General features: G+C 67.9%; 19 protein-coding genes and 1 tRNA gene. 15 read left to right on the top strand and 5 right to left on the bottom strand.

Features of this window, described 5'->3' with window-relative positions:
• Window positions 1–21: 21 nt before the first annotated feature.
• From ASF87_RS00725 to ASF87_RS00695, 7 genes are all read left to right on the top strand, one after another.
• Complete coding sequence (locus tag ASF87_RS00725; RefSeq protein ID WP_056373433.1) at window positions 22–759, top strand: alpha/beta fold hydrolase; 738 nt, start codon at window positions 22–24, stop codon at window positions 757–759.
• Window positions 760–768: 9 nt separating this feature from the next.
• Window positions 769–1566, top strand: a complete 798-nt coding sequence (locus tag ASF87_RS00720) for a hypothetical protein (protein ID WP_056373430.1) — start codon at window positions 769–771, stop codon at window positions 1564–1566.
• Between the two features lie 39 nt (window positions 1567–1605).
• Window positions 1606–3417: an ABC-F family ATP-binding cassette domain-containing protein gene (locus tag ASF87_RS00715; RefSeq protein ID WP_042537418.1), complete on the top strand. Its 1812-nt coding sequence runs from the start codon at window positions 1606–1608 to the stop codon at window positions 3415–3417.
• Between the two features lie 123 nt (window positions 3418–3540).
• Window positions 3541–5340, top strand: a complete 1800-nt coding sequence (locus ASF87_RS00710) for a Na+/H+ antiporter (protein ID WP_056373429.1) — start codon at window positions 3541–3543, stop codon at window positions 5338–5340.
• A 91-nt stretch (window positions 5341–5431) separates the two neighbouring features.
• Window positions 5432–6352, top strand: a complete 921-nt coding sequence (locus ASF87_RS00705; protein WP_056373427.1) for a MetQ/NlpA family ABC transporter substrate-binding protein — start codon at window positions 5432–5434, stop codon at window positions 6350–6352.
• A 99-nt stretch (window positions 6353–6451) separates the two neighbouring features.
• The gene (locus ASF87_RS00700) at window positions 6452–7495 is read left to right on the top strand and encodes a methionine ABC transporter ATP-binding protein (protein WP_042537423.1); all 1044 of its coding nucleotides are present in this window, start codon (window positions 6452–6454) and stop codon (window positions 7493–7495) included.
• A complete protein-coding gene (locus ASF87_RS00695; RefSeq protein WP_042537425.1) occupies window positions 7495–8154 on the top strand; it encodes a methionine ABC transporter permease in 660 nt (219 codons plus the stop codon). The genes ASF87_RS00700 and ASF87_RS00695 overlap by 1 nt, the downstream gene beginning before the upstream one ends.
• On the opposite strand, the gene ASF87_RS00690 is transcribed toward ASF87_RS00695, so the two are convergent.
• Both ASF87_RS00690 and ASF87_RS00685 read right to left on the bottom strand, forming a co-directional pair.
• A complete protein-coding gene (locus ASF87_RS00690) occupies window positions 8141–9064 on the bottom strand; it encodes a pseudouridine synthase (protein ID WP_197065946.1) in 924 nt (307 codons plus the stop codon). The two genes, ASF87_RS00695 and ASF87_RS00690, sit on opposite strands and share 14 nt — an antisense overlap.
• Before the next feature lie 18 nt (window positions 9065–9082).
• Window positions 9083–9577, bottom strand: a complete 495-nt coding sequence (locus tag ASF87_RS00685; protein WP_042537429.1) for a MarR family winged helix-turn-helix transcriptional regulator — start codon at window positions 9575–9577, stop codon at window positions 9083–9085.
• 71 nt (window positions 9578–9648) lie between these two features.
• Here ASF87_RS00685 and ASF87_RS00680 point away from each other — a divergent pair.
• From ASF87_RS00680 to ASF87_RS00655, 6 genes are all read left to right on the top strand, one after another.
• A tRNA-Gln gene (locus ASF87_RS00680) sits at window positions 9649–9720 on the top strand.
• 1 nt (window position 9721) lies between these two features.
• A complete protein-coding gene (gene glmU / locus ASF87_RS00675; RefSeq protein ID WP_056373424.1) occupies window positions 9722–11152 on the top strand; it encodes a bifunctional UDP-N-acetylglucosamine diphosphorylase/glucosamine-1-phosphate N-acetyltransferase GlmU in 1431 nt (476 codons plus the stop codon).
• An 8-nt stretch (window positions 11153–11160) separates the two neighbouring features.
• On the top strand, window positions 11161–12195 hold the full coding sequence (locus ASF87_RS00670) for a ribose-phosphate diphosphokinase (RefSeq protein ID WP_042537432.1): 1035 nt from the start codon (window positions 11161–11163) through the stop codon (window positions 12193–12195).
• Window positions 12196–12281: 86 nt separating this feature from the next.
• Window positions 12282–12752, top strand: coding sequence for an FMN-binding protein (locus tag ASF87_RS00665; protein WP_042537434.1), 471 nt, complete (start codon window positions 12282–12284; stop codon window positions 12750–12752).
• Window positions 12753–12768: 16 nt separating this feature from the next.
• Window positions 12769–13626, top strand: a complete 858-nt coding sequence (locus ASF87_RS00660) for an FAD:protein FMN transferase (protein WP_056373422.1) — start codon at window positions 12769–12771, stop codon at window positions 13624–13626.
• Window positions 13627–13653: 27 nt separating this feature from the next.
• Window positions 13654–15228, top strand: coding sequence for an FAD-dependent oxidoreductase (locus ASF87_RS00655; protein WP_056373419.1), 1575 nt, complete (start codon window positions 13654–13656; stop codon window positions 15226–15228).
• A gap of 115 nt (window positions 15229–15343) precedes the next feature.
• On the opposite strand, the gene ASF87_RS00650 is transcribed toward ASF87_RS00655, so the two are convergent.
• Window positions 15344–16813 carry an ATP-binding protein gene (locus tag ASF87_RS00650; RefSeq protein WP_157549973.1) on the bottom strand — a complete coding sequence of 490 codons (1470 nt, stop codon included), beginning with the start codon at window positions 16811–16813 and terminating at the stop codon, window positions 15344–15346.
• 26 nt (window positions 16814–16839) lie between these two features.
• Window positions 16840–17568, bottom strand: coding sequence for a response regulator transcription factor (locus tag ASF87_RS00645; RefSeq protein WP_042540306.1), 729 nt, complete (start codon window positions 17566–17568; stop codon window positions 16840–16842).
• A 164-nt stretch (window positions 17569–17732) separates the two neighbouring features.
• Here ASF87_RS00645 and ASF87_RS00640 point away from each other — a divergent pair, with 164 nt between their 5' ends.
• Window positions 17733–19196: an ABC transporter permease gene (locus tag ASF87_RS00640; RefSeq protein ID WP_056373415.1), complete on the top strand. Its 1464-nt coding sequence runs from the start codon at window positions 17733–17735 to the stop codon at window positions 19194–19196.
• Between the two features lie 59 nt (window positions 19197–19255).
• Window positions 19256–19981 carry an ABC transporter ATP-binding protein gene (locus ASF87_RS00635; RefSeq protein WP_082508708.1) on the top strand — a complete coding sequence of 242 codons (726 nt, stop codon included), beginning with the start codon at window positions 19256–19258 and terminating at the stop codon, window positions 19979–19981.
• A gap of 56 nt (window positions 19982–20037) precedes the next feature.
• On the opposite strand, the gene gndA is transcribed toward ASF87_RS00635, so the two are convergent.
• Window positions 20038–21486: an NADP-dependent phosphogluconate dehydrogenase gene (gndA, locus tag ASF87_RS00630; RefSeq protein WP_056373413.1), complete on the bottom strand. Its 1449-nt coding sequence runs from the start codon at window positions 21484–21486 to the stop codon at window positions 20038–20040.
• Window positions 21487–21571: the final 85 nt, after the last annotated feature.

Below are 21571 nucleotides of genomic sequence, written 5' to 3'. Positions count from 1 at the left end.
GAAGCGTGCAACACTGACGGGATGCTCCTCCACGCGATCGACACAGGAACAGGCCCGGGCACGGTGCTTCTGCTGCACGGAATGATGGGGTCTTCCGAGAGCTGGAGGCGCGTGATCCCGGCGCTCGCAGCCAACGGCCATCGCGTGGTCGCCGTCGATCTGCCCGGTCACGGCCTGTCGGAGCGCGACCCGCAGCTCACGATCGAGCGTGCCGCGGCCTCGATGGTCGAGACGGTCCGGCACCTCGCCCCCGGGCGCCCGCTCGCCGCCATCGGCCACTCCTACGGAGCGACGGTCCTCGCCGCGGCCGCCGAGATGCTGCAGCCCGACCTGTCTGTGTATGTCGACGCGGCGTTCTCTCTGTCCGGGGGACACGACCGCGCGGCTCTTACGGCGCAGTACGCACGTGACCGCAGAGCGCGCCTGTCTCCGAAAGATCTGCTCGCATCCCGCCCTTTCTACTCCGCGCAGGATGCCGAGGTGGAGGCTCGCGCCGCCGCACTCTTCGACCCGGCGACGACAGCGTCCATCTCCTGCGACACGGATCACTCCTGGCTTCCCGAAGCCGGCTCGATCGTCGTGCGCGCAGAACCGAGCGCGTGGGTCAACGACGACGACGCCCGCAGATTCGCGGCGAACGGCGCCGATGTCCGCAGCATCCCCGGGGCCGCGCACACCATCTGGTACAGCCACTTCGACGCATTCACCGCGTCCCTCCCCGAACTCTTCGGCCCACCGCCACCGCACCCGCTGGCATAGCCTCGGATCATGACGACCGCGATGCCACCCTCGAACGCGGTACTCGCGGACTTCGGGATCCCCGCCGCGGATCACGAGGAACTCCGGAACCTCCCCGGAGGCCGCGGTCTCACCTGGCGTGCGGCCGACACAGTCCTGCGCCCCTCGGCCGGAGACGGCGAGACGCTGTGGAAGGCGAACGTCCTCGCGCAGCTGCCGCACACCTCGGCATTCCGCACGCCGCGCCCGATCCCGTCGGCATCCGGAGCGTGGACGATCGACGGCTGGGAGGCCTGGGAGTGGCTGCCCGGTCACACGGATGAGACCCGCGTGGCCGACGTGCTCGCCACCGCCGCCGCGTTCCATCGAGCTGTCGCAGACCTCGATCGTCCGGACTTCCTCGATGCCGCACGCGACCCCTGGGCGCGGTCGGACAGGATCGCCTGGCAAGAAGAGGACCTGCCGCCCGGCGACGCACTCCGGCGACTCGCTGACGCCTTCAGGCCCGTCGCCGTCCCGGCCCAGATCGTCCACGGCGATCTTCTCGGCAACGTGATGTTCGAACCCGGGCAGCCCCCGGTGATCATCGACTGGGCGCCCTACTGGCGTCCGGTCGGCTTCGCCGACGCGATCGTGTTGGCCGATGCCGCGTGCTGGCATCGTCTCGCACCGGCGGACATGCTGAGGCTTGCAGACGAGAGAGCAGACGGGCGCCAGCACATCATCCGCGCCCTCGTGTTCCGCATCGCGACCTTCCAGCTCCTGGGCGTCTGGGATGCCGAGATGGAGGCGCGTCATGCTCCCGTTGTCACCGCAGCGCTCAGCTGACCGGCTCACCCAGCGTGCCCGACTACCCTGGGGAGTGATATGGCACATCTTCTCGGGGCAGAAGCCCTTCATCTCGAATATCCGACGAGGGTCGTCTTCGACTCCGTGACCCTCGGCATCGAAGAAGGTGACCGCATCGGCATCGTCGGCCGCAACGGCGACGGCAAGTCGAGCCTCCTGGGGATGCTGGCAGGCCTCAAGGAGCCGAGCTCGGGCCGCGTCACGGTGCGCGGCGGAACGACCATCGGCGTCCTCGACCAGGCCGACACCCTCAGCGACGACCTCACGATCAGCGCCGCGGTCGTCGGCGACACCCCGGAATACGAGTGGGCGGGCGACCCCCGCATCCGTGACGTCATCGAGGGACTGCTGAAGGATCTGCCGTGGGATGCCGAGATCGGCTCTCTCAGCGGTGGTCAGCGTCGTCGCGTCTCGCTCGCCAAGCTGCTGACGGGCGACTGGGACGTCATCGCGCTCGACGAGCCCACCAACCATCTCGACGTCGAAGCCATCACCTGGTTGGCCGGGCACCTCAAGAAGAGGTGGAGCCCGAACTCCGGAGCGCTCATGGTCGTGACTCACGACCGATGGTTCCTCGACGAGATCTCGACCGAGACCTGGGAGGTGCACGACCGCATCGTCGAGCCCTTCGAGGGCGGGTACGCCGCATACATTCTGCAGCGCGTCGAACGCGACCGGATGTCGGCCGCCACCGAGGCCAAGCGACAGAACCTCGCGAAGAAGGAGCTCGCGTGGCTGCGCCGAGGCGCCCCTGCTCGCACCGCGAAGCCGAAGTTCCGCATCGACGCCGCCAACGAGCTCATCGCCGACGTGCCCGAGATCCGCGACAAGATCTCTCTGCAGTCGCTCGCGGTGTCGCGCCTGGGCAAGGACGTCGTCGACCTGCTCGACGTGGGAGTCACCTATCCGACCGTCGACGGCGGCACGCGAGAGGTGCTGCGTGACGTCGAATGGCGCATCGCGCCGGGGGAGCGCACCGGCATCCTCGGCGTCAACGGCGCCGGCAAGTCGACGCTGCTGGGCCTCATCGCCGGCACCGTCGAGCCGACCGTCGGCCGCGTGAAGCGCGGCTCGACCGTGAAGGTCAAGACGCTCACGCAGCGCCTCGACGAACTCGAAGATGTGCGGCGCGAGCCGGTGCGAGTAGTGATCTCGCGGCTGCGCACCTCGTACACGATGGGCTCGGGCTCGAAGGCGCAGGAGCTCACGCCCGGGCAGCTGCTCGAGCGGCTCGGCTTCGACTCCGCACAGCTCTCCACCCCGGTGAAGGATCTCTCGGGAGGCCAGCAGCGGCGACTGCAGCTGCTGCTCGTGCTCCTCGACCAGCCCAACGTGCTGATCCTCGACGAGCCGACCAACGATCTCGACACCGACATGCTCGCGGCCATCGAGGATCTCCTGGACTCGTGGTCCGGAACCCTGCTGGTCGTCAGCCATGACCGGTATTTCCTCGAGCGCGTGACCGACCAGCAGTTCGCGATCCTCGACGGCCACCTTCGGCATCTGCCCGGCGGCGTCGACGAATACCTGCGGCTGCGTCAGCTGCAGACCTCGGCGCCCGGCAAGTCTCAGACTGCCGTCAACACCGAGAAGAAGGCCTCCAGCCTCGACGGCGCCGCCCTGCGTTCGGCGCAGAAAGAGGTCTCGTCGCTCGAGCGCCGCATCCAGAAGCTCACCCAGCAGGTCGACAAGGCGAAGTCCGCTCTCGCGGAACACGACCAGTCGGACTTCGCGGGCCTCGGCGACAAGATGAAGGCGATCAGCGATCAGCAGGCCGAGATCGAGCAGCTCGAACTCCGCTGGTTCGAGCTGACCGAAGAACTCGACTGATTCGGGGTCTCGCCATTCGGCCCTAGCGGGAATACGGTGGCAGTGCGATGCGCTGTGCTCTGGGCGGGGTTCGATGCCATCTGGGATCGCACAGCTTGATCCTGCGGTACCCGGGAGGTTCAGATGGAAGGACTCGAGGTCACCGTCCTGATCGGACTCACGATCCTCGTTGGCACGATGCTGGCGCCGCGTGTGCGGCTCGCACTGCCGCTCGTGCTCGTCATCCTGGGTCTGCTGCTCGGCTTCGTGCCGCAGCTGCGCGAGATCCAGCTGCCGCCCGAGACCGTGCTGCTGCTGTTCCTCCCGGTGATGCTGTTCTGGGAGAGCCTGACCACCTCGCTGCGGTCGATCCGCCGCGACTTCCGCTACATCCTGCCGATGAGCACGCTGCTCGTGGTGGCATCCGCCTTCGCCGTCGCCGGCATCGGACTGCTGTTCGGGATGCCGTGGGAGACCGCCCTGATTCTCGGCGCTGCCGTCGCCCCACCGGACGCCACGGCCGTCGCCGCCCTCGGACGCCTGCTGCCGACGCGCATGTTCATGAAGCTCAAGGCGGAGAGCCTGACGAACGACGGCACCGCCCTGGTGCTCTATGCGATCGCCATCTCGCTGGCCCTCGGGGGCAACGTGACGCCGCTGTCGGTGACCATGTCGGTGCTCACCTCGTACATCGGAGGCATCGCCGCCGGTGTCGTGGTCGCCGCGCTCGGATACCTGCTGCTGCGTCGCACCTCCTCGACGATCGTCATCAACGTCACACTTCTGCTGATCCCGTTCTCGGCGTTCCTGCTGGCCGAGATCGTGCACGCCTCCGGCGTCCTCGCCGTCGTGGTCGCCGGCCTGATCGTCGCCTATGTGTCGCCTCGGGTGACGACCGCCTCGTCTCGACGTCAGGTCGCGGCGGCCTGGCCCTTCGGGGTCTTCCTGCTCAACGGCGCGCTCTTCGTCCTGATCGGGCTCGAGGTGCAGTTCGTCGCGCACGAGATCTCGGCCGCGGCGATCGGCCGTCTGGTGCTGATCACGCTCGCCGTGTGGATGACGCTGCTCGTCGTGCGCTACCTCTTCCAGGTGATGAACGCCCCGTTCCAGCGACGCAACCCCGCGCGCCCGTCGCGCGGTGCGCGGGCGCGTTCGATGGCGGTGTCGACCGTCGCAGGCATGCGAGGTGCGGTCTCGCTCGCGATCGCGCTGTCCGTGCCTGCCGCCAGTGCGACCGAAGGCGAGATCGCGGGGCGTGACGAGATCGTCTTCGTCACCGCCGGGGTGATCCTGCTGAGCCTGCTCGTGCAGGGGCCGCTCCTTCCGGCCATCGTGCGCTGGGCCCGATTCCCGGTCGACCACGCCGAAGACGAGGAGTACGAGCTGGCCGAGCGCACCATCTCGGGCGCGGCACTCGCAGCCCTCGATGACCTCGCGGTCGAGCACGGCGTCGGACAGGAGATCCGCGACAAGGTGCGCGCCGAGGGCTATCAGATGCTCGAGTTCTCGAACGCGCGCGCCCTGGCCCGCGAACAGGCCATCGTCGACGCCGAGGCGCAGGCGCTCGATGTGATGCTCGACGAGCCGGATCCCCTCGGCCGCGGCTCGATATCCGAGGCGGGGGACGCAGGAGCGGATGCTGCGCCGACGACGGTGCGGATGCCGGATGCGACGCGCCTCGTCGACGATGAAGACGGCACAGAGGGCGAGGTGAGGACTTTGCAGATGCTCGCGACGTCGGTCGACGTCGACGTCATGCAGCGCTCGCCGCTGCTGCGCCACGAGGAGCACACGCGTCTCAAGCTCGCCCTTCTCGACCGCAAGCGCGAAGTGCTGCTCGGGCTGCGCAGGGACGGCACCGTCGACGACCTCGTCGTGCGTCGCATCTCGGCGCGACTCGACCTGGAGCAGGTCAGGCTGCAGGGCATCGAGGACTACGACTGAGAGCTGTGACGCTCTGTGACGCTCGATTGTCGCGCACTGCGTCGCCCTGCCTAACGTATTCGAGTCCCCCAAGAGAGGAACCCGAACACTCATGTCCATCACAGCATCCCGTCGGACCACATCCGTCATCGCCGCGCTCGCCGCGGTCCCGCTCTTCGTCGCACTCGCAGGCTGCGCCACCGCATCATCCGACGCCGGCGCAGGCGGCGGTGACTCCGAGAACGAGACCGTCAAGATCGGGGTCGTCGGTAAGGGAGACGCGCAGTGGGCTCCTTTCGTCGACGCAGCCGCTGACGAGGGCATCACGGTCGAGCTCGTCGACTTCGGCTCCTACGAGCAGCCGAATCCCGCGCTCACCGAGGGTGAGATCGACCTCAACCAGTTCCAGCACATCGTGTACCTGGCCGAGTACAACAGCGCCTCGGGCTCCGACCTGACGCCGATCGGCTCGACCGCGATCTACCCGCTGGGCCTGTACTCGAAGAAGTACGACGACGTCGACAGCATCCCCGAGGGCGAGACCGTCGCCGTCCCGGATGATGCCTCGAACCAGGCGCGCGCACTCCTCGTGCTGCAGTCGGCCGGTCTCATCGAGCTCAAGAGCGGCGGAACGATCTTCTCCGACCTCGCCGATGTCGACACCGACAAGTCCAAGGTGAAGGTCACCGCCCTCGAGGCCGCCCTGATCCCGACGTCGCTGCCGGATGTCGCCGCGGCGATCATCAACAACGACTTCGTGGAGGATTCCGGTCTCACCTTCGACGACGCGATCGCGCAGGACGACCCGGAGGACCCGAACGCGCTGCCGTACGTGAACATCTTCGCGTCGCGCGCCGAGGACGCCGACAACGAGACGTACCTCAAGCTCGTCGAGATCTTCCAGACGAACGAAGACGTGCAGGCAGGTCTGATCGAGTCCTCGGGTGACACTGCGGTGCCGCTGCAGACCCCCGCCAAGGATCTCGTCGCCTCGCTGAAGAAGGTCCAGGAGGACACCGAGGCCAAGAAGTAGGACGACCGGGTGCAGAACACCCCCGTCCGATGAGGGAGAATCGGGTGGCGCTTCGTGCGTCACCCGATTCTTCGTTCCCGAAGCAGACCGGAGCACCACATGCCGATCGTCACCCTGACGAACGTCTCGAAGACCTACCCCTCCCGCACCCGTGAAGACGCCGAGGTCGTGGCCGTCGACGACGTCACCCTCTCGATCGAGAAGGGCGATGTCTTCGGCATCATCGGATACTCCGGAGCGGGCAAGTCGACGCTGGTCCGCTTGATCAACGCCCTCGAACCGGCGACCAGCGGCACCATCACGGTCGACGACGTGGACATCACCTCTCTCCGGGAGAGCGAGCTGCGCAAGGTCCGCGGGGGGATCGGGATGATCTTCCAGCAGTTCAACCTGTTCGCCTCGCGCAGCGTCAAGGCGAACATCGCGTACCCGCTCAAGCTCGCCGGCTGGTCGAAGGCCGACATCGAGACGCGGGTCTCCGAGCTCCTCACCTTCGTAGGCCTCGCCGACAAAGCCAAGGCGTATCCCGAGCAGCTCTCCGGCGGTCAGAAGCAGCGCGTCGGCATCGCCCGCGCCCTGGCCACGGGCCCTGCCATCCTGCTCGCCGACGAGGCCACCAGCGCCCTCGACCCGCAGACCACGCACGAGGTGCTGGATCTGCTCAAGCGGGTCAATCGGGAGCAGGGCGTCACGATCGTCGTGATCACGCACGAGATGGACGTCATCCAGACGATCGCCACCAAGGTCGCGGTCATGGAGAACGGTCGCGTGATCGAGCAGGGCGATGTCTTCGACGTCTTCTCCGCTCCGCAGAACCCCGCGTCGCAGCGCTTCGTCGGCACGGTCGTGAAGGGCATCCCCTCGCCGTCCGAGCTCGGTGTGCTGCGCGAGCGCCACCGAGGCCGCCTCGTCACGTTCTCGTTCCGCGACGGCGACTCGTCGCAGGCGCAGGTGTTCCTCGACCTCGCCGGGGCGGGGCTCGACTTCGAGCTCGTGTACGGCGGGATCAACGACATCCGCGGGCGGGCCTTCGGCCACCTCACGCTCGCGATCCGCGGCGAGAGCGCCGTGATCGACCGCACCCTCGGGGAGATCTCGCAGCGCGTCGAAGTCACCGAGATCGCCGGAGAGGAGGCGCGCTGATGGACCGTCTGAACGAACTGTGGCCCGAATTCTGGAAGGCCGCGCTCGAGACCCTCTACATGACGTCGTTCGCGCTCGTGCTCGGCGGCATCCTCGGTCTCGCGATCGGTGTCATCCTCTACGTCACCCGCCCCGGCGGGCTCGCCCAGAACCGACCTGTCTCCGTGGTCGCGAACCTCGCGGTGAACTTCTTCCGCCCGATCCCGTTCGTGATCTTCATGGCCGTCGCGCAGCCGTTCGCCCGCGTCGTCGTCGGCACGGGGATCGGCACCACTGCCGGAGCGTTCATCATCGGTCTCGCCGCGGCCTTCGCGATCGGCCGCATCGTCGAGCAGCATCTCGTCTCGGTCTCGCCCGGGGTCATCGAGGCCGCCCGCGCGATGGGCGCCGGCCCCTGGCGCATCCTGTTCACCGTGGCGATCCCCGAATCCCTCGGACCGCTCATCCTCGGTTACACATTCATCGTCGTCGCGCTCATCGACATGACGGCGATGGCCGGTCTCATCGGCGGCGGCGGTCTCGGAGCGTTCGCGCAGATCTACGGCTTCCGTCAGTTCGAGCCGCTCGTGATGTGGGCGGCGATCGTTCTGATCGTGGTGTTCGTGCACCTCGTGCAGATGCTCGGCACGCGGCTCGCGCGCAAGATCATGCGCCGCTGACGGGCGCTTCCTGCAGCGTGCGCGTCGTGGAGAACACTCTCGGCGCGCCGCTCAGCGGATCGATGAAGTGCAGTTCGCGCGCGAGCAGCTGCATGGGGTGATCGAAGTCGTCCGGCCGCTCGCCGCGCAGCTCGGGATAGAACGGGTCGTTCAGGATGCCGAGGCCGAGAGCGGCGAGGTGCACCCGCAGCTGATGCATCTTGCCGCTGTGCGGGCGCAGCAGCGTGTGCACGACGCGCTCGTCGGCACCGAGGACCTCGATCAGCGTCTCGGCGTTGGGCTCGCGTTCGTCGTCGACCTGGACCTTCAGCTCGTTGCGCAGCTTCACGATGTGATTGCGGTAGACGAGGGGGAATCGCGCCGCCTCCCAGTCGGCCGGCCGGGCGGAGACCGCCTCATAGACCTTCTGCACCTGTCGGGTCTCGAACAGCAGCTGGTACGGGCCTCTCGTGGCCGGACGCGCCGAGAACATCAGCACCCCGGCGGTCGCCCGATCGAGTCGGTGGATCGGTGCGAGCTCGTCGTTGCCGAGCAGGTTGCGGAGGCGGATCAGCGCGGAGTTCTGCAGGAACTTTCCGCCGGGGATCGTCGGGAGGAAGTGCGGCTTGTCTATGACGACGAGGTCGTCGTCCTGATGGATGACCTCGATCTCGACCGGCAGGCGCGTCTCGACGGGAGGATCACGGTAGTACCAGATGAACTCCTCGACGCCCAGGGGCGTGTCCCGCGCCAGGGGAGTGCCGTCGCGGGCCACGATCTCGCCGCGGTCGAAGCGGCTGAGCAGACCTTCGGGGTCGAGGTGGAAGAAGCGGTCGATCATGTAGGCGCCCACCGTCGGCCAGTCGCCGCTCATCGGAACGTGCAGGCGCGTGGCGCCGACGCCGTCGCGCACGGGAAGAGGGGAGAGCATCGCCATGTCGTCAGTTCCTCACGCGTCGAAACTGAGGCTCAGCTTGCGCAGCAGCGCAGCCAGGCGATCGCGGTCGCCGCGCGACAGGGCCCGCAGCAGGTCGTCCTCGACGTCGACCAGACGCGTGATCGCGGCATCCACCCGGATTCGCCCATCATCCGTGAGCGTCACGAGCACGCTGCGGCCGTCAGCAGGGTCGCCCTCACGCCGCACGAAACGACGCCCGACGAGACGATCGATGCGATTGGTCATGGTGCCGCTCGACACCAGCGTCTGCTGGAGGAGCTGCTTGGGTGAGAGCTGGAAGGGCGCCCCGGCGCGGCGCAGCGCCGACAGCACGTCCCACTCCCAGGCCTCCAGATCGCTCCGGCGGAACACGTCGCGACGAGCGCGGTCGAGCAGCCGGGTCAGGCGATCCATCCGCGACAGCACCTCGAGGGGTGAGAAGTCGAGGTCGGGTCGCTGGGTGTTCCAGGCGCCGACGATCCGATCAACCTCATCCGCCTCAGTCATCCGTCCATTATCGCCGGTAGCACGCAGGCGGACGTGGCAGACTTGATCCGCGGCTCCCTCGGGAGCAGCGGTCCGCCGTGGTGTAATGGCAGCACGACAGCCTTTGGAGCTGTTAGGTCTAGGTTCGAGTCCTGGCGGCGGAGCATGACTGGGAACAATCTCGCGATCATCATCCTCGCCGCAGGCCAGGGAACCCGCATGCGCTCGCGCCTGCCGAAGGTGCTGCACCCGATCGGCGGGCGCCCACTCGTGGGCCACGTCCTGACGACGGCCGGGCGCCTCGAGGCAGATCACGTCGAGGTCGTCGTGCGGCACGAGCGCGACCAGGTGGTCGCCGCACTCGAGAAGGACTACCCGGCCGCCGTCTTCATCGACCAGGACGAGGTCCCGGGCACCGGGCGAGCGGTGCAGGTCGCGGTCGACGCGCTCCCCGCGGACTTCGACGGCGACGTGCTCGTGCTCTCGGGAGACTGCCCGCTCGCGGATGCCGACACGCTGCGTTCGTTCCTCGACGCGCACCGCGCCGCCGAGGCAGAAGCGACACTCATGACCGCGGTGGTCGACGACCCGACCGGCTACGGCCGTGTCATCCGCGATGCAGACGGCGGAGTCGACCGCGTGGTCGAGCAGAAGGACGCCACAGCAGACGAAGCTGCGGTCAGCGAGATCAACGCGGGCATGTACGTGTTCCGGGTCGCGACGCTGCGCAAGTACCTGCCGTCCGTCGGCGTGGACAACGCGCAGGGCGAGATGTACCTGACTGACGTGCCAGGGTTGCTGCGCCGCGACGGCAGCCGTGTGGCGGCATCCGTCGTCTCCGACGTCACCGTCACCTACGGCGTCAACGACCGTGCTCAGCTCGCCGAGGTCGGTCGTCTGCTCAACCGCCGGATCGTGCGGCGCTGGCAGCTCGAGGGCGTCACCGTGATCGACCCGGCGACGACCTGGATCGACGACGACGCCACCCTGGCGCCCGACGTCACGATCCTCCCGAACACCCATATCCTGCGCGCCACGACGATCGCCGAAGGTGCCATCATCGGCCCCGACACGACCCTCGTCGACTGCGAGGTCGGTGAAGACGCGATCGTCCGCCGCACCGATGCCACGCTCGCGGTCATCGGCGCCGAGGCCACCGTCGGCCCCTTCTCGTTCCTGCGCCCCGGCACCGTCCTCGGGGCCCGCGGCAAGATCGGCGCTTACGTCGAGACGAAGAACGCCGAGATCGGCGAAGGCAGCAAGGTCCCGCACCTGTCGTACGTCGGCGATGCGACCATCGGTCGAGGCGTCAACCTCGGCGCCAGCACGATCACGGCGAACTACGACGACGTGAACAAGCACCGAACGATCGTCGAAGACGAGGTGCACACGGGGTCGCACACGACCCTCGTCGCGCCCGTTAGGCTGGGAGCCGGCGCCAAGACAGGTGCCGGCGCTGTCGTCCGCAAGGATGTCCCTGCCGGCTCCCTTGCCATGAGCGTCGCCCCTCAGCGCAACATCGAGGGTTGGGTCGAGAAGAACAGGGCAGGCACGGGCGCGGCAGACGCCGCAGCCCGATCCCGAGTGGCGGAGTAGGCAGAACGATGGCGCGCAAGAAGAAGACGGTCGATCTGGACAGGGACAACGGCATCGCTCCGGGTCTCGTAGCCAAGACCAAGAAGCGACTCGTGGTCGCCGGTGGTCGATCGCACCCCGCGCTGACCGCAGCGGTGGCCGCATCACTCGGAACAGAGGTCGTGCCGACCGAGCACCGCACCTTCGCATCCGGTGAGATCTACGCCCGGTTCGAGGTGTCGATCCGAGGCTGCGACCTGTTCCTGATCCAGACCTTCGGCGAGCCGGTCAACGAGTGGCTCATGGAGACGCTCATCATGATCGACGCCGCGAAGCGCGCCTCCGCCAAGCGCATCACGGTCGTCGCCCCCTACTATCCGTACTCGCGTCAGGACAAGAAAGGCCGCGGCCGTGAGCCGATCAGTGCCCGCCTCGTCGCCGATCTGCTCAAGACGGCCGGTGCAGACCGCGTCATGAGCGTCGACCTGCACGCCGCCCAGATCCAGGGATTCTTCGACGGCCCCGTCGACCACCTCTTCGCCAAGCCCGTGCTGATGGAGTACTTCAAGAGCACGCTGAGCGCCGAGGACCGAAAGATCCTCACCGTCGTCTCGCCCGACATGGGGCGCGTCCGCGTCGCAGACACATGGTCGGACAGCCTCGGGGCACCGCTCGCCATCATCCACAAGCGTCGCGACCCGAAGGTCGCCAACCAGGTCTCCGTGCACGAGATCGTCGGCACCGTCGAGGGGCGCACCTGCCTCCTCGTCGACGACATGATCGACACCGGCGGCACGATCGTGAAGGCGGCGCAGGCGCTGAAGGCGAGCGGTGCGCATCGCGTGATCGTCGCCGCGACGCACGCGATCTTCAGCGACCCGGCATCCGAGCGTCTGCAGGACGCGTCGATCGACGAGGTCGTGATCACCGACACGATCCCACTGACCGAGTCGCGCCAGTGGGACAAGCTCACGATCCTCCCGATCGCTCCGCTGCTCGCCCGCGCGATCCACGAGGTCTTCGAAGACGGATCCGTCACGAGCATGTTCGGCGGCGACGCTTAGGCGACCCATACTTCGGACACAGCCCGCGCATAGATGCTGTCCCTACGGTCGAACCACACACACCGATCAAGGCCGGGAGGACCATCATGATCCGCACGACTGTACCGACTTCTGTTCGCAAGGGCGCAGCCCTGGCCGGCGTCGCAGGACTGCTCGTCCTCGCGGGGTGCTCCGGCACGGCTGACGCCGAAGACCAGTCGACCGACACCGGGACCGACACGAGCACCGAATCGACCGATTCCGGAGCGGCGGCCGGCGGCGACTACACCGACGGCACCTACACCGCCGACGGCTCTTACCAGACCCCCGAGACGGTCGAGACGATCAGCGTGACCCTCACGGTCGCCGACGGTCTGGTCACGGATGTCGAGGTGACCGGCGACCCGCAGGCCCGCGAGAGCGAGCAATACCAGGGCGAGTTCATCGGCGGCATCGCGGATGAGGTCGTGGGCAAGTCCCTCGACGACATCGAGGTCAGCCGTGTGGCGGGCTCGTCGCTCACCAGCGGCGGGTTCAACGAGGCCGTCGAGTCGATCAAGGAGCAGGCCGCCGCCTGAGGCGCCTGACCACGGCATGACGGTCTGGCGTTTCGACGCGATCGGCACACTCTGGGAGATCGAGACGTCGCACGAGCTCGGCGCGGACGACCGTGAACGCGTCGGGGCCGAGATCGAGCGATTCGACCAGGAGTGGTCGCGGTTCCGAGAGGACTCATCGGTCACCCGTGTCGGCCGAGACGGCGGCTCGATCTCGTCTCCCGATGCGGGCGCGATGCTCGATGCCTACCGCGACCTGTCGAGGGCGAGCTCCGGGGCGGTGAACCCGCTCGTCGCGGAGAGCTTGGATGCCCTCGGCTACGACGCGTCGTACTCGCTCGTCGCGAGCTCCCCGATCGCCGCCCCGGCAGACTGGACCGATCGGGTGCGCTGGACGGCGGAGGAGGCCACGGCATCCGCGCCGGCTCTTCTCGACGTCGGGGCACTCGGCAAAGGGCGTCTGGTCGATCTCGTGGCCGGGGTGCTCGCCGACGTGCCCGGTGACCTCGTGGTCGATGCCGGAGGTGACATGAGAGTCCGCGGAGACGTGGTGCGGGTCGGACTCGAGCATCCGTACGATCCGACGAAGGCGATCGGCGTGATCGAACTGCAGGATGCCGCGCTCTGTGCCTCGGCGATCAATCGCCGAGCGTGGGGTGATGGACTCCACCACGTGCTCGACGCTCGCACCGGGGTGCCGGTCCGCACCTGGGCGGCCACGTGGGCGATCGCCCCTGAGGCGATGCGAGCGGATGCCGTCGCGACCGCCCTGTTCTTCGACGACGGCCCTGAGCTCGCCGCATCGTGGGGCGTCGAGTGGGTGCGCATGACGACCGACGGACGCGCCGAGCGTTCGCCGGGCTGCCCCGCACAGCTGTTCACCACCCGCCGATGAGGCATCGAAGTAGGGGAGAGTAGACCTGTGATCACTTCCATCACCGCGCTGCGGCAGCGGGTTCTCGCCTTGCTCGGCGGCATCTCCATGTACCGTCTGGTGCTGTTCGCCCTGCTCGCGCTGGGGCTCATCGCCGTGGTGCTGTCGGCTCTCGGCGTGATCGTCTCGCCGACACCGCTCGAGATCATCGCGTCCTTCATCGTGCTTGCGCTTGTCATATCGCTGGTGGACGCGGCGGCCCAGCGCATCCTGCGGCTGCCGTGGCGCATCGAGTCTTCGCTGGTGACGGCACTGATTCTGCTCTTCGTGCTCCGCCCCGGCATCGAGCCGAACGCCCTGCTCGGGCTGGCCATCGCCGGAGTCGTGGCGAGCCTGTCGAAGTATCTGATCGTGTGGCGGGGTCGGCACGTCCTCAACCCCGCCGCCTTCGGTGCGGCCGTCGTGTCGATCCTCGGATCCTTCGGTGCCTTCGAGTGGCTCGGGACGTCCTCGTCGTGGTGGGTCGGCACACCGTCGCTCTTCGTCCCCGTCCTGCTTCTCGGACTCGTCGTCCTCTGGCGCACCGAGAAGGTGCGCGTCGTCGTCGTCTTCCTCATCGTGGCGATCGCTGTCGCGATGCTGCGGCAGGCCGTGCAGGCTCAGGAGTTCTCGATCGCCTTCGATCCCGGCGCCGCTCTCTCGTTCGCGATCTTGCAGTCCCCGTTCCTGTTCCTCGGAGCGTTCATGCTCTCCGAGCCGCTGACTCTGCCGCCGCGCCGGTGGCAGCAGTTCTCGGTGGCGGTTCTCGTCGGAGCACTCGCCGGGTGGCCGATCGCGATCGGCGGCCTCTTCACCCTCGGGCAGGAGCGCGCGCTGCTCATCGGGAACCTGCTCGCGTTCGCCTTCGCGTTGCGAGGGTCGGTGCGGCTCGTGCTCGAGAAGCGGCAGTTCATCACGCCGACCGCTCAGGAGCTGACGTTCCGCGCACAGGGAAAGCTGAGATTCCTTCCGGGGCAGTACCTCGAACTGGATGTGCCGCACGCCCGACCGGATGCCCGCGGAACCCGCCGTGAGTTCAGCATCGTCTCGGCGCCGGCAGACCTCCCGACGCTCCGCATCGCCTACAAGGACGGCGATCAGAAGCATCCGTCGAGCTACAAGCGCGCACTGGCTGCAGCGGAACCGGGCTCAGCTCTCGCCGTGACGGGCACGTGGGGCGACTTCCTCCTCCCGCGTTCGGAGACGCCCGTCCTGATGGTCGCCGCAGGCATCGGCGTCACGCCGTTCGTGTCGCAGCTGCGGCAACTCCAGCTCACGGAGCAGCAGCGTGACATCGTGCTGGTCTATGTGGCCTCGGACAGCTCGGAGCTGGCCTTCCGAGACGAGCTGGCCGCCACCGGCGCGCGCGTCATCGTCTTCACGCGCGATGAGCCTGCGAACCTTCCGACGCACTGGACCTGGGCGCAGGGCGCGCGCCTCGACGCCGCAGGCCTCGAGCGTCACGTTCCCGACATCGGCGAGCGGCACTCGTACATCTCCGGTCCTCCGCGGCTCATCGCCGACCTCGCTCCCGCGCTGCAGAAGGCCCGCTCCCTCACGACCGACGCCTTCGCCGGATACTGAGCCGGGGTTCCGCTCGGCGTGCGTCTACTCCGAGGCATGTCCTGCGGGGTCAAAAACGCACCGGGATCGCCTGTATCCGATGTTCTTTTGACCCCGCAGCCTTGGGGACGGGACGTCAGTCGGTGGATGCAGTGGCCGGGCTCAGGGGGAGTCGCACCGTGAACGTCGTGTCGCCGGGTTGGCTGGCGACGGTGAGGTGGCCGCCGTGGCCCTCGACGATCGCTTTCGCGATGGCCAGTCCGAGGCCGGTGCCGCCGGTCTGACGAGCGCGGGAGCTGTCGCCACGCGCGAACCGGGCGAAGAGCTCATCGCGCACGCCGGGGTCGATACCGGGCCCGTCGTCGTGCACCCGCAACACGGCCTCATCGCCCTCGCGACTCACGCGCAGAGTGATCGAGGTGCCCGCGGGCGTGTGCGTCCGGGCATTGGCGAGAAGGTTCGCGACGACCTGATGCATCCGCCCCGCGTCGCCGACGATGACGATCGGCTCGTCCGGCGCCTCGATGTTCCAGTGATGGTCTGCCGCAGTCGGGCGTGCGTCGGAGAGGCCCTCGAGCGCGAGCTGGGTCAGGTCGACGGTGCCGTAGACCAGCTCCCGTCCCTCGTCGAGACGGGCGAGCAGCAGCAGGTCCTCGACGAGGCGCGTCATGCGCAGCGACTGAGCCTGAATGCGCTCGAGCGACGTGGTGGTGCTCTCGACGGCCGCCTCGCCACCCTGTTGCTTCAACGCGCGCAGCGAGAGCTCGGAGTATCCGCGGATCGACGACAGCGGAGTGCGCAGCTCGTGGCTCGCGTCGGCGACGAACCGGCGCATCCGCTCCTCGTTCTTCTGACGCGAGGCGAGGGAGTCGTTGACGTGGTCGAGAAGCTTGTTCAGAGACGAGCCGACCAGGCCGGTCTCCGTGCGCGGATCGGCCTCCGACGCGGGAACGCGCTCGGTGATCTGCACTTCGCCTCGGTCCAGGGGCTGATTAGCCACCCGGGTTGCCGTCGCCGCGACCGCGCGCAATGGTCTCAGCCCCACGCGGATGGTGATCGCCGTGGTGAGCGCCAACAGGATGAGGCCTCCGATCGTCGCCAGGGCGATCACCGTGAGCAGTGTCGTCAGCTGATTCTGGATCTCGGTCCGGGGGAGTCCGGTGACGACGTTGACACCGTTGGGTGCCGGCTTCGCGAAGACCATGTACGAGCCGAAGTCGTCGATGGTCACCACAGCGCTTGCGCGACCGTCCAGTGCGGCATCTATGCGATCGAGGTCATCGTCGGTCAGCGTCTGTGAGACGCCGCTCCACTGGTCCTTCGTGTCGGGGAAGACGACCCCGCCCGTGCCGCCCGCCGAGCTTGATACTGCGAGAAGGATTCCGGGCACGGGGTTGGTGCCGTTTACCACGTAGTCGATGGTCGCGTAGTCCGCCGGAACCTGGCTGATCCAGCGTGTCACCTGGTTTGAGTAGCTGTGCAGGCGATCCTCGAGCTGTCTCTCCAGTGTGCTACCGAGCAGAGCGCTGGTGATCACGGCGACGATCACGAGGATGAGCGAGACGAACCCGATCACGGCTGTCATCAGCCGTGTCTGCAGACTCATCGGTCGCCGAGCCATCCCCGTCAGGCTCACTGGGGCGCCTTGATCATGTAGCCGACACCTCGCACCGTGTGCAGCAGCGGGGTGCGCCCGGCGTCGATCTTCTTGCGCAGGTAAGAGATGTACAGCTCGACGACCGACGACTTGCCGCCGAAGTCGTAGCTCCACACCCGGTCGAGGATCTGGGCCTTCGACAGCACTCGTCGCTCGTTGCGCATCAGATAGCGGAGCAGCTCGAACTCGGTCGCGGTCAGCTCGATCTCGGTGCCGTCGCGGACGACCTCGTGGCTGTCCTCGTTGAGGGTGAGGTCGGCGACGCGGAGGATCGACTGGCCGTCGTCGGCCGTCGCGTGTCCGGTGCGGCGGATGATCGCGCGCAGTCGGGCGATCACCTCTTCCAGGCTGAACGGCTTCGTGACGTAGTCGTCACCACCGGCGGTGAGGCCGGCGACCCGGTCACCGACGGCATCCTTCGCAGTGAGGAAGAGCACCGGCACGAGGCTGCCGGATTCGCGAAGGCGCCGCAGCACGGCCATGCCGTCGAGGTCGGGCATCATGATGTCGAGCACGAGCGCGTCGGGTTCGAATTCGCGCGCGACCTGCAGCGCCTCCAGGCCGGATGATGCGGTGCGCACCTCCCAGCCCTCCATCCGCAGGGCCATCGCGAGGAGATCGGTGAGCATCTGCTCATCGTCGACGGCGAGGATGCGCAGGGGGGAGCCGTCGGGGCGGCGCAGTTCGGGGAGATCGGAGCTCATGAGTACATTCTGCGGAATCACCTATGGGGTTTCTATGGAGAGCGCTATGCGTGGGCTGTGAGATCCGCCGGCCATAGTCTTCTCATCACTCCTCCCTCGATCTCGCAAAAGTCCGCTCCCTAGCGTCATCATCGGCCCGCGAACGGCGCGGCGGAAGGAGACACATGTACGGGACATATCTGCGGCGCGAGTTGGCGGGCCGCAAGAAACAGACGATGATCGTCGCGATCGGGCTCGCCATCGCGATCGCCCTGGTCATCGTCGTCAACGCGCTCACCGCGGGAGTGCGCGATGCGCAGGCCCAGGCACTGGAGTCGGTCTACGGCGTCGGAACCGACCTCACGGTCACCGGGGCCGCGGCTGAGCCGGGGGAGGGCGGTGGTCAGCGCTTCGACTTCGGATCGGAGGACGGAGCCACCGAAGGCGACACGACGACGTTGAGTCAGTCGACCCTGATGACGGACTTCATGCGCGGAACTCTCGACGCGACCGTGCTCGACACGGTGACGGCGACGGACGGCGTGACGGCGGCATCCGCTGCGCTCAGCCTCACGAACTCGACCTTCTCGGGTGAGCTGCCCAGCGGCGGCTTCGGAGCGCAGGACGGAACCGCTGAAGGCACCGCTCCCACCGAGGGCGACGCACCGCCCCAGGGCGGCGGCGGTGGCGGCTCCTTCGGCGTCGAGTCGTTCACGGTGCTCGGCATCGATCCGGCCGTGACGTCGGTGGGTCCACTCGCCTCGGTCGAGATCAGCGACGGCCGCGCTCTCGACAGCGATGATGCGGGTGCGCTCGTCGCCCTCGTCGACGCCACCTACGCGAGCACGAACGAGATCGCCGTCGGTGACACGATCGACGTCGCCGGTTCCGATGTCGAGATCGTCGGCATCGTGGCATCCACCTCCGACTCCGCCGACACCGCGGCCAACGTCTACCTGCCCCTCGACACGGCCCAGGAGCTCTCGGGTGGCGGAGACGTCGTCTCCACCGTCTACGTGCAGGCCGAGTCGGCGGCGTCCATCGACGCTGTGCAGACGGCACTCGCCGACGAGCTTCCCGATGCCACCGTCACGTCGCAGTCCGAGCTCGCATCGACCGTCTCAGGGTCGCTGTCGAGCGCGACCTCGCTGATCACGAACCTCGGCACCTGGCTGTCGATCATCGTGCTCGCGGTCGCCGTGCTGCTCTCGGTGCTGCTGACGCTGTCTGGCGTCTCACGTCGCACGAGAGAGTTCGGCACCCTCAAAGCGATCGGCTGGTCCAACGGCCGTGTCGTGCGTCAGGTCGCGGGCGAGTCGATGGTGCAGGGACTCATCGGCGGCGCCGTAGGCCTGGTGCTCGGCATCGCCGGGATCGTCGTCATCAACCTCGTGAAGCCCACGGTCGCCGCGGCGGCCGCGGGCACTGCCGAAGGCGGCCCCGGGGGAACGGGTGGCGGACCCGCCGGAGGTGGCGGCATGTTCCAGACGCAACAGGCGGCCGACATCGTGCTGCAGGCCCCCTTCACCCCCTGGGTGCTGGTCGCGGCCGTCGGTCTCGCCGTGCTCGGTGGCCTCGTGGCCGGAGCGTTCGGCGGATGGCGGGCGGCGCGACTGAGCCCTGCCGAGGCACTGCGTTCCGTCGCCTGACGGTTCACGAGACATCACAGACAGAGTTCACGACACATCACAGACAGAGGAGAGACATCATGACCATCGCAGACATCGCCCCCACGGCGAACGGGACGGATGCCGCGGCGCCGATATACCGCGCGCAGAGCGTCACTCGCACCTACCGGCAGAAGGCAAGGACGGTGAAGGCGCTGACCGGTGTCGATCTCACCATCGACCCCGGCGAGTTCGTCACGATCCAGGGGCCCACTGGAGGAGGCAAATCGACGCTGCTGCAGCTGCTGGGAGCGCTCGACAAGCCGTCTTCGGGGTCGCTGAAGCTCGGCGACATCGAGCTCGCCTCCGCATCCGCTCGTGAGCTCACTCGCATCCGGGCCGAGGAGATCGGCTTCGTCTTCCAGGGGTTCAACCTCATCCCGACCCTCACAGCTGTCGAGAACGTGAACATGGCGCTCGAGCCTGCCTCGCTGAGCCGCGCCGAGCGATCGGCCCGCGTGGCGCAGGCGCTCGCTCACGTCGGCCTCGACGACCGTGGTGACCACCTGCCGACCGAGCTCTCGGGCGGTCAGCAGCAGCGCGTGGCGATCGCCAGGGCGATCGTGAAGCGGCCTCGGGTGCTGCTGGCCGATGAACCGACCGGCAACCTCGACGAGAGCATGCGAGACGAGATCCTCACGCTGCTCGAGGGACTGTGCGCCGAGGGGATCACCATGATCGTCGTCACGCACGACTCGGCGGTGGCTCGCCGGGCGACGAGGCGGCTGCGGCTCGCGAAGGGGACGGTGCAGGACATCACCAGGTGAGACAAGACGAAGGCCCCGGCGAGACTCGCCGGGGCCTTCGTCATGCGTCAGAGCGCTCAGTGCGTGTCTTCGGCTTCGATCTCGGTGCGGTCGCCCGACCACTGCGTGTGGAACGTGCCCGGCTTGTCGATGCGCTTGTAGGTGTGCGCACCGAAGAAGTCGCGCTGTCCCTGCACGAGGGCGGCCGGGAGGCGGTCGGCGCGGATGCCGTCGTAGTACGACAGCGACGACGAGAACGCCGGAGCGGGGATGCCGGCCTGAGCCGCCGCGATCACGACGCGACGCCACGGCGCCTGCGCGCGGGTGATCGCCTCGGTGAAGTAGGGAGCCGTCAGCAGCACGGGCAGGCCGGGCTCTGCGGCGTAGGCGTCGGCGATGCGGTTGAGGAACTGCGCACGGATGATGCAGCCGCCGCGCCAGATCTTGCTGATCGCACCGAGGTCGATGTTCCAGCCGTACTCTGCCGCGCCCGCGCGGATCTCGTCGAAGCCCTGCGAGTAGGCGACGATCTTCGAGGCGTAGAGCGCGAGACGCACGTCCTCGATGAACGCGGCCTCATCGGCGACGGTGAACGCGTCGTCAGGGCCGGGAAGGGAGCCTGCGACCTCGCGCTGCTCGGGGTGCGACGACAGCGATCGGGCGAAGGTGGCCTCGGCGATACCCGAGACGGGAACGCCGAGCGACAGGGCGGTCTGCACGGTCCACGCGCCGGTGCCCTTGGCCCCGGCCTGGTCGAGGATGACGTCGACGAGCGGCTTGCCGGTCTCGGCATCCACCTGGCGCAGCACCTCTGCGGTGATCTCGATCAGGTACGACTCGAGCTCGCCCTTGTTCCACTCGGCGAAGATCTCGGCGATCTCGGCGGGGGACTTGCCCGTGCCGCGACGGATGAGGTCGTAGGCCTCGGCGATCAGCTGCATGTCGGCGTACTCGATGCCGTTGTGCACCATCTTGACGAAGTGGCCCGCGCCGTCGTGTCCGACGTGCGTGACGCACGGCTCGCCCTCGGCGATCGCGGCGATCGACTTGAGGATCGGGCCGAGGGTGATCCAGGACTCGTCCGAGCCGCCGGGCATGATCGACGGGCCTGTGAGCGCGCCCTCTTCGCCGCCCGAGATGCCGGCGCCGACGAAGTTGATGCCCGTCTCTCGGACGGCCTTCTCGCGGCGGATCGTGTCGGGGAAGTACGCGTTGCCGCCGTCGACGATGATGTCGCCCGGCTCGAAGACCTCGACGAGCGAGTCGATCACGGCGTCGGTCGGGCCGCCGGCCTTGACCATGATGATCGCCGTGCGCGGCTTCTGCAGCGAGTCGGCGAACTCCTGGTACGTCTTGGCCGGGATGAAGCCGGCCTCAGGGTGCTCGGAGACGAGCGTCTCGGTCTTCTCGTAGCTGCGGTTGAAGATCGCCACCGTGTTGCCCTCGCGGCTGGCGAGGTTGCGGGCGAGGTTCGAACCCATGACGGCGAGTCCGACGACTCCGATGTTCGCTGATGCTTCGGGCACAGATGGCTCCTAGATCGAGAAGAAGGGGATGCTCCCAGATTATCGCGGCGTCCGGGGTGGTGCTCCCGTGTGACGGGTGGTGTCG

This window comes from Microbacterium sp. Leaf161 (assembly GCF_001423645.1).
Lineage (GTDB): Bacteria > Actinomycetota > Actinomycetes > Actinomycetales > Microbacteriaceae > Microbacterium > Microbacterium forte.
The sequence above is the reverse complement of the archived record's forward strand: the minus strand, read 5'-3'. Positions and strand labels throughout refer to the sequence as shown.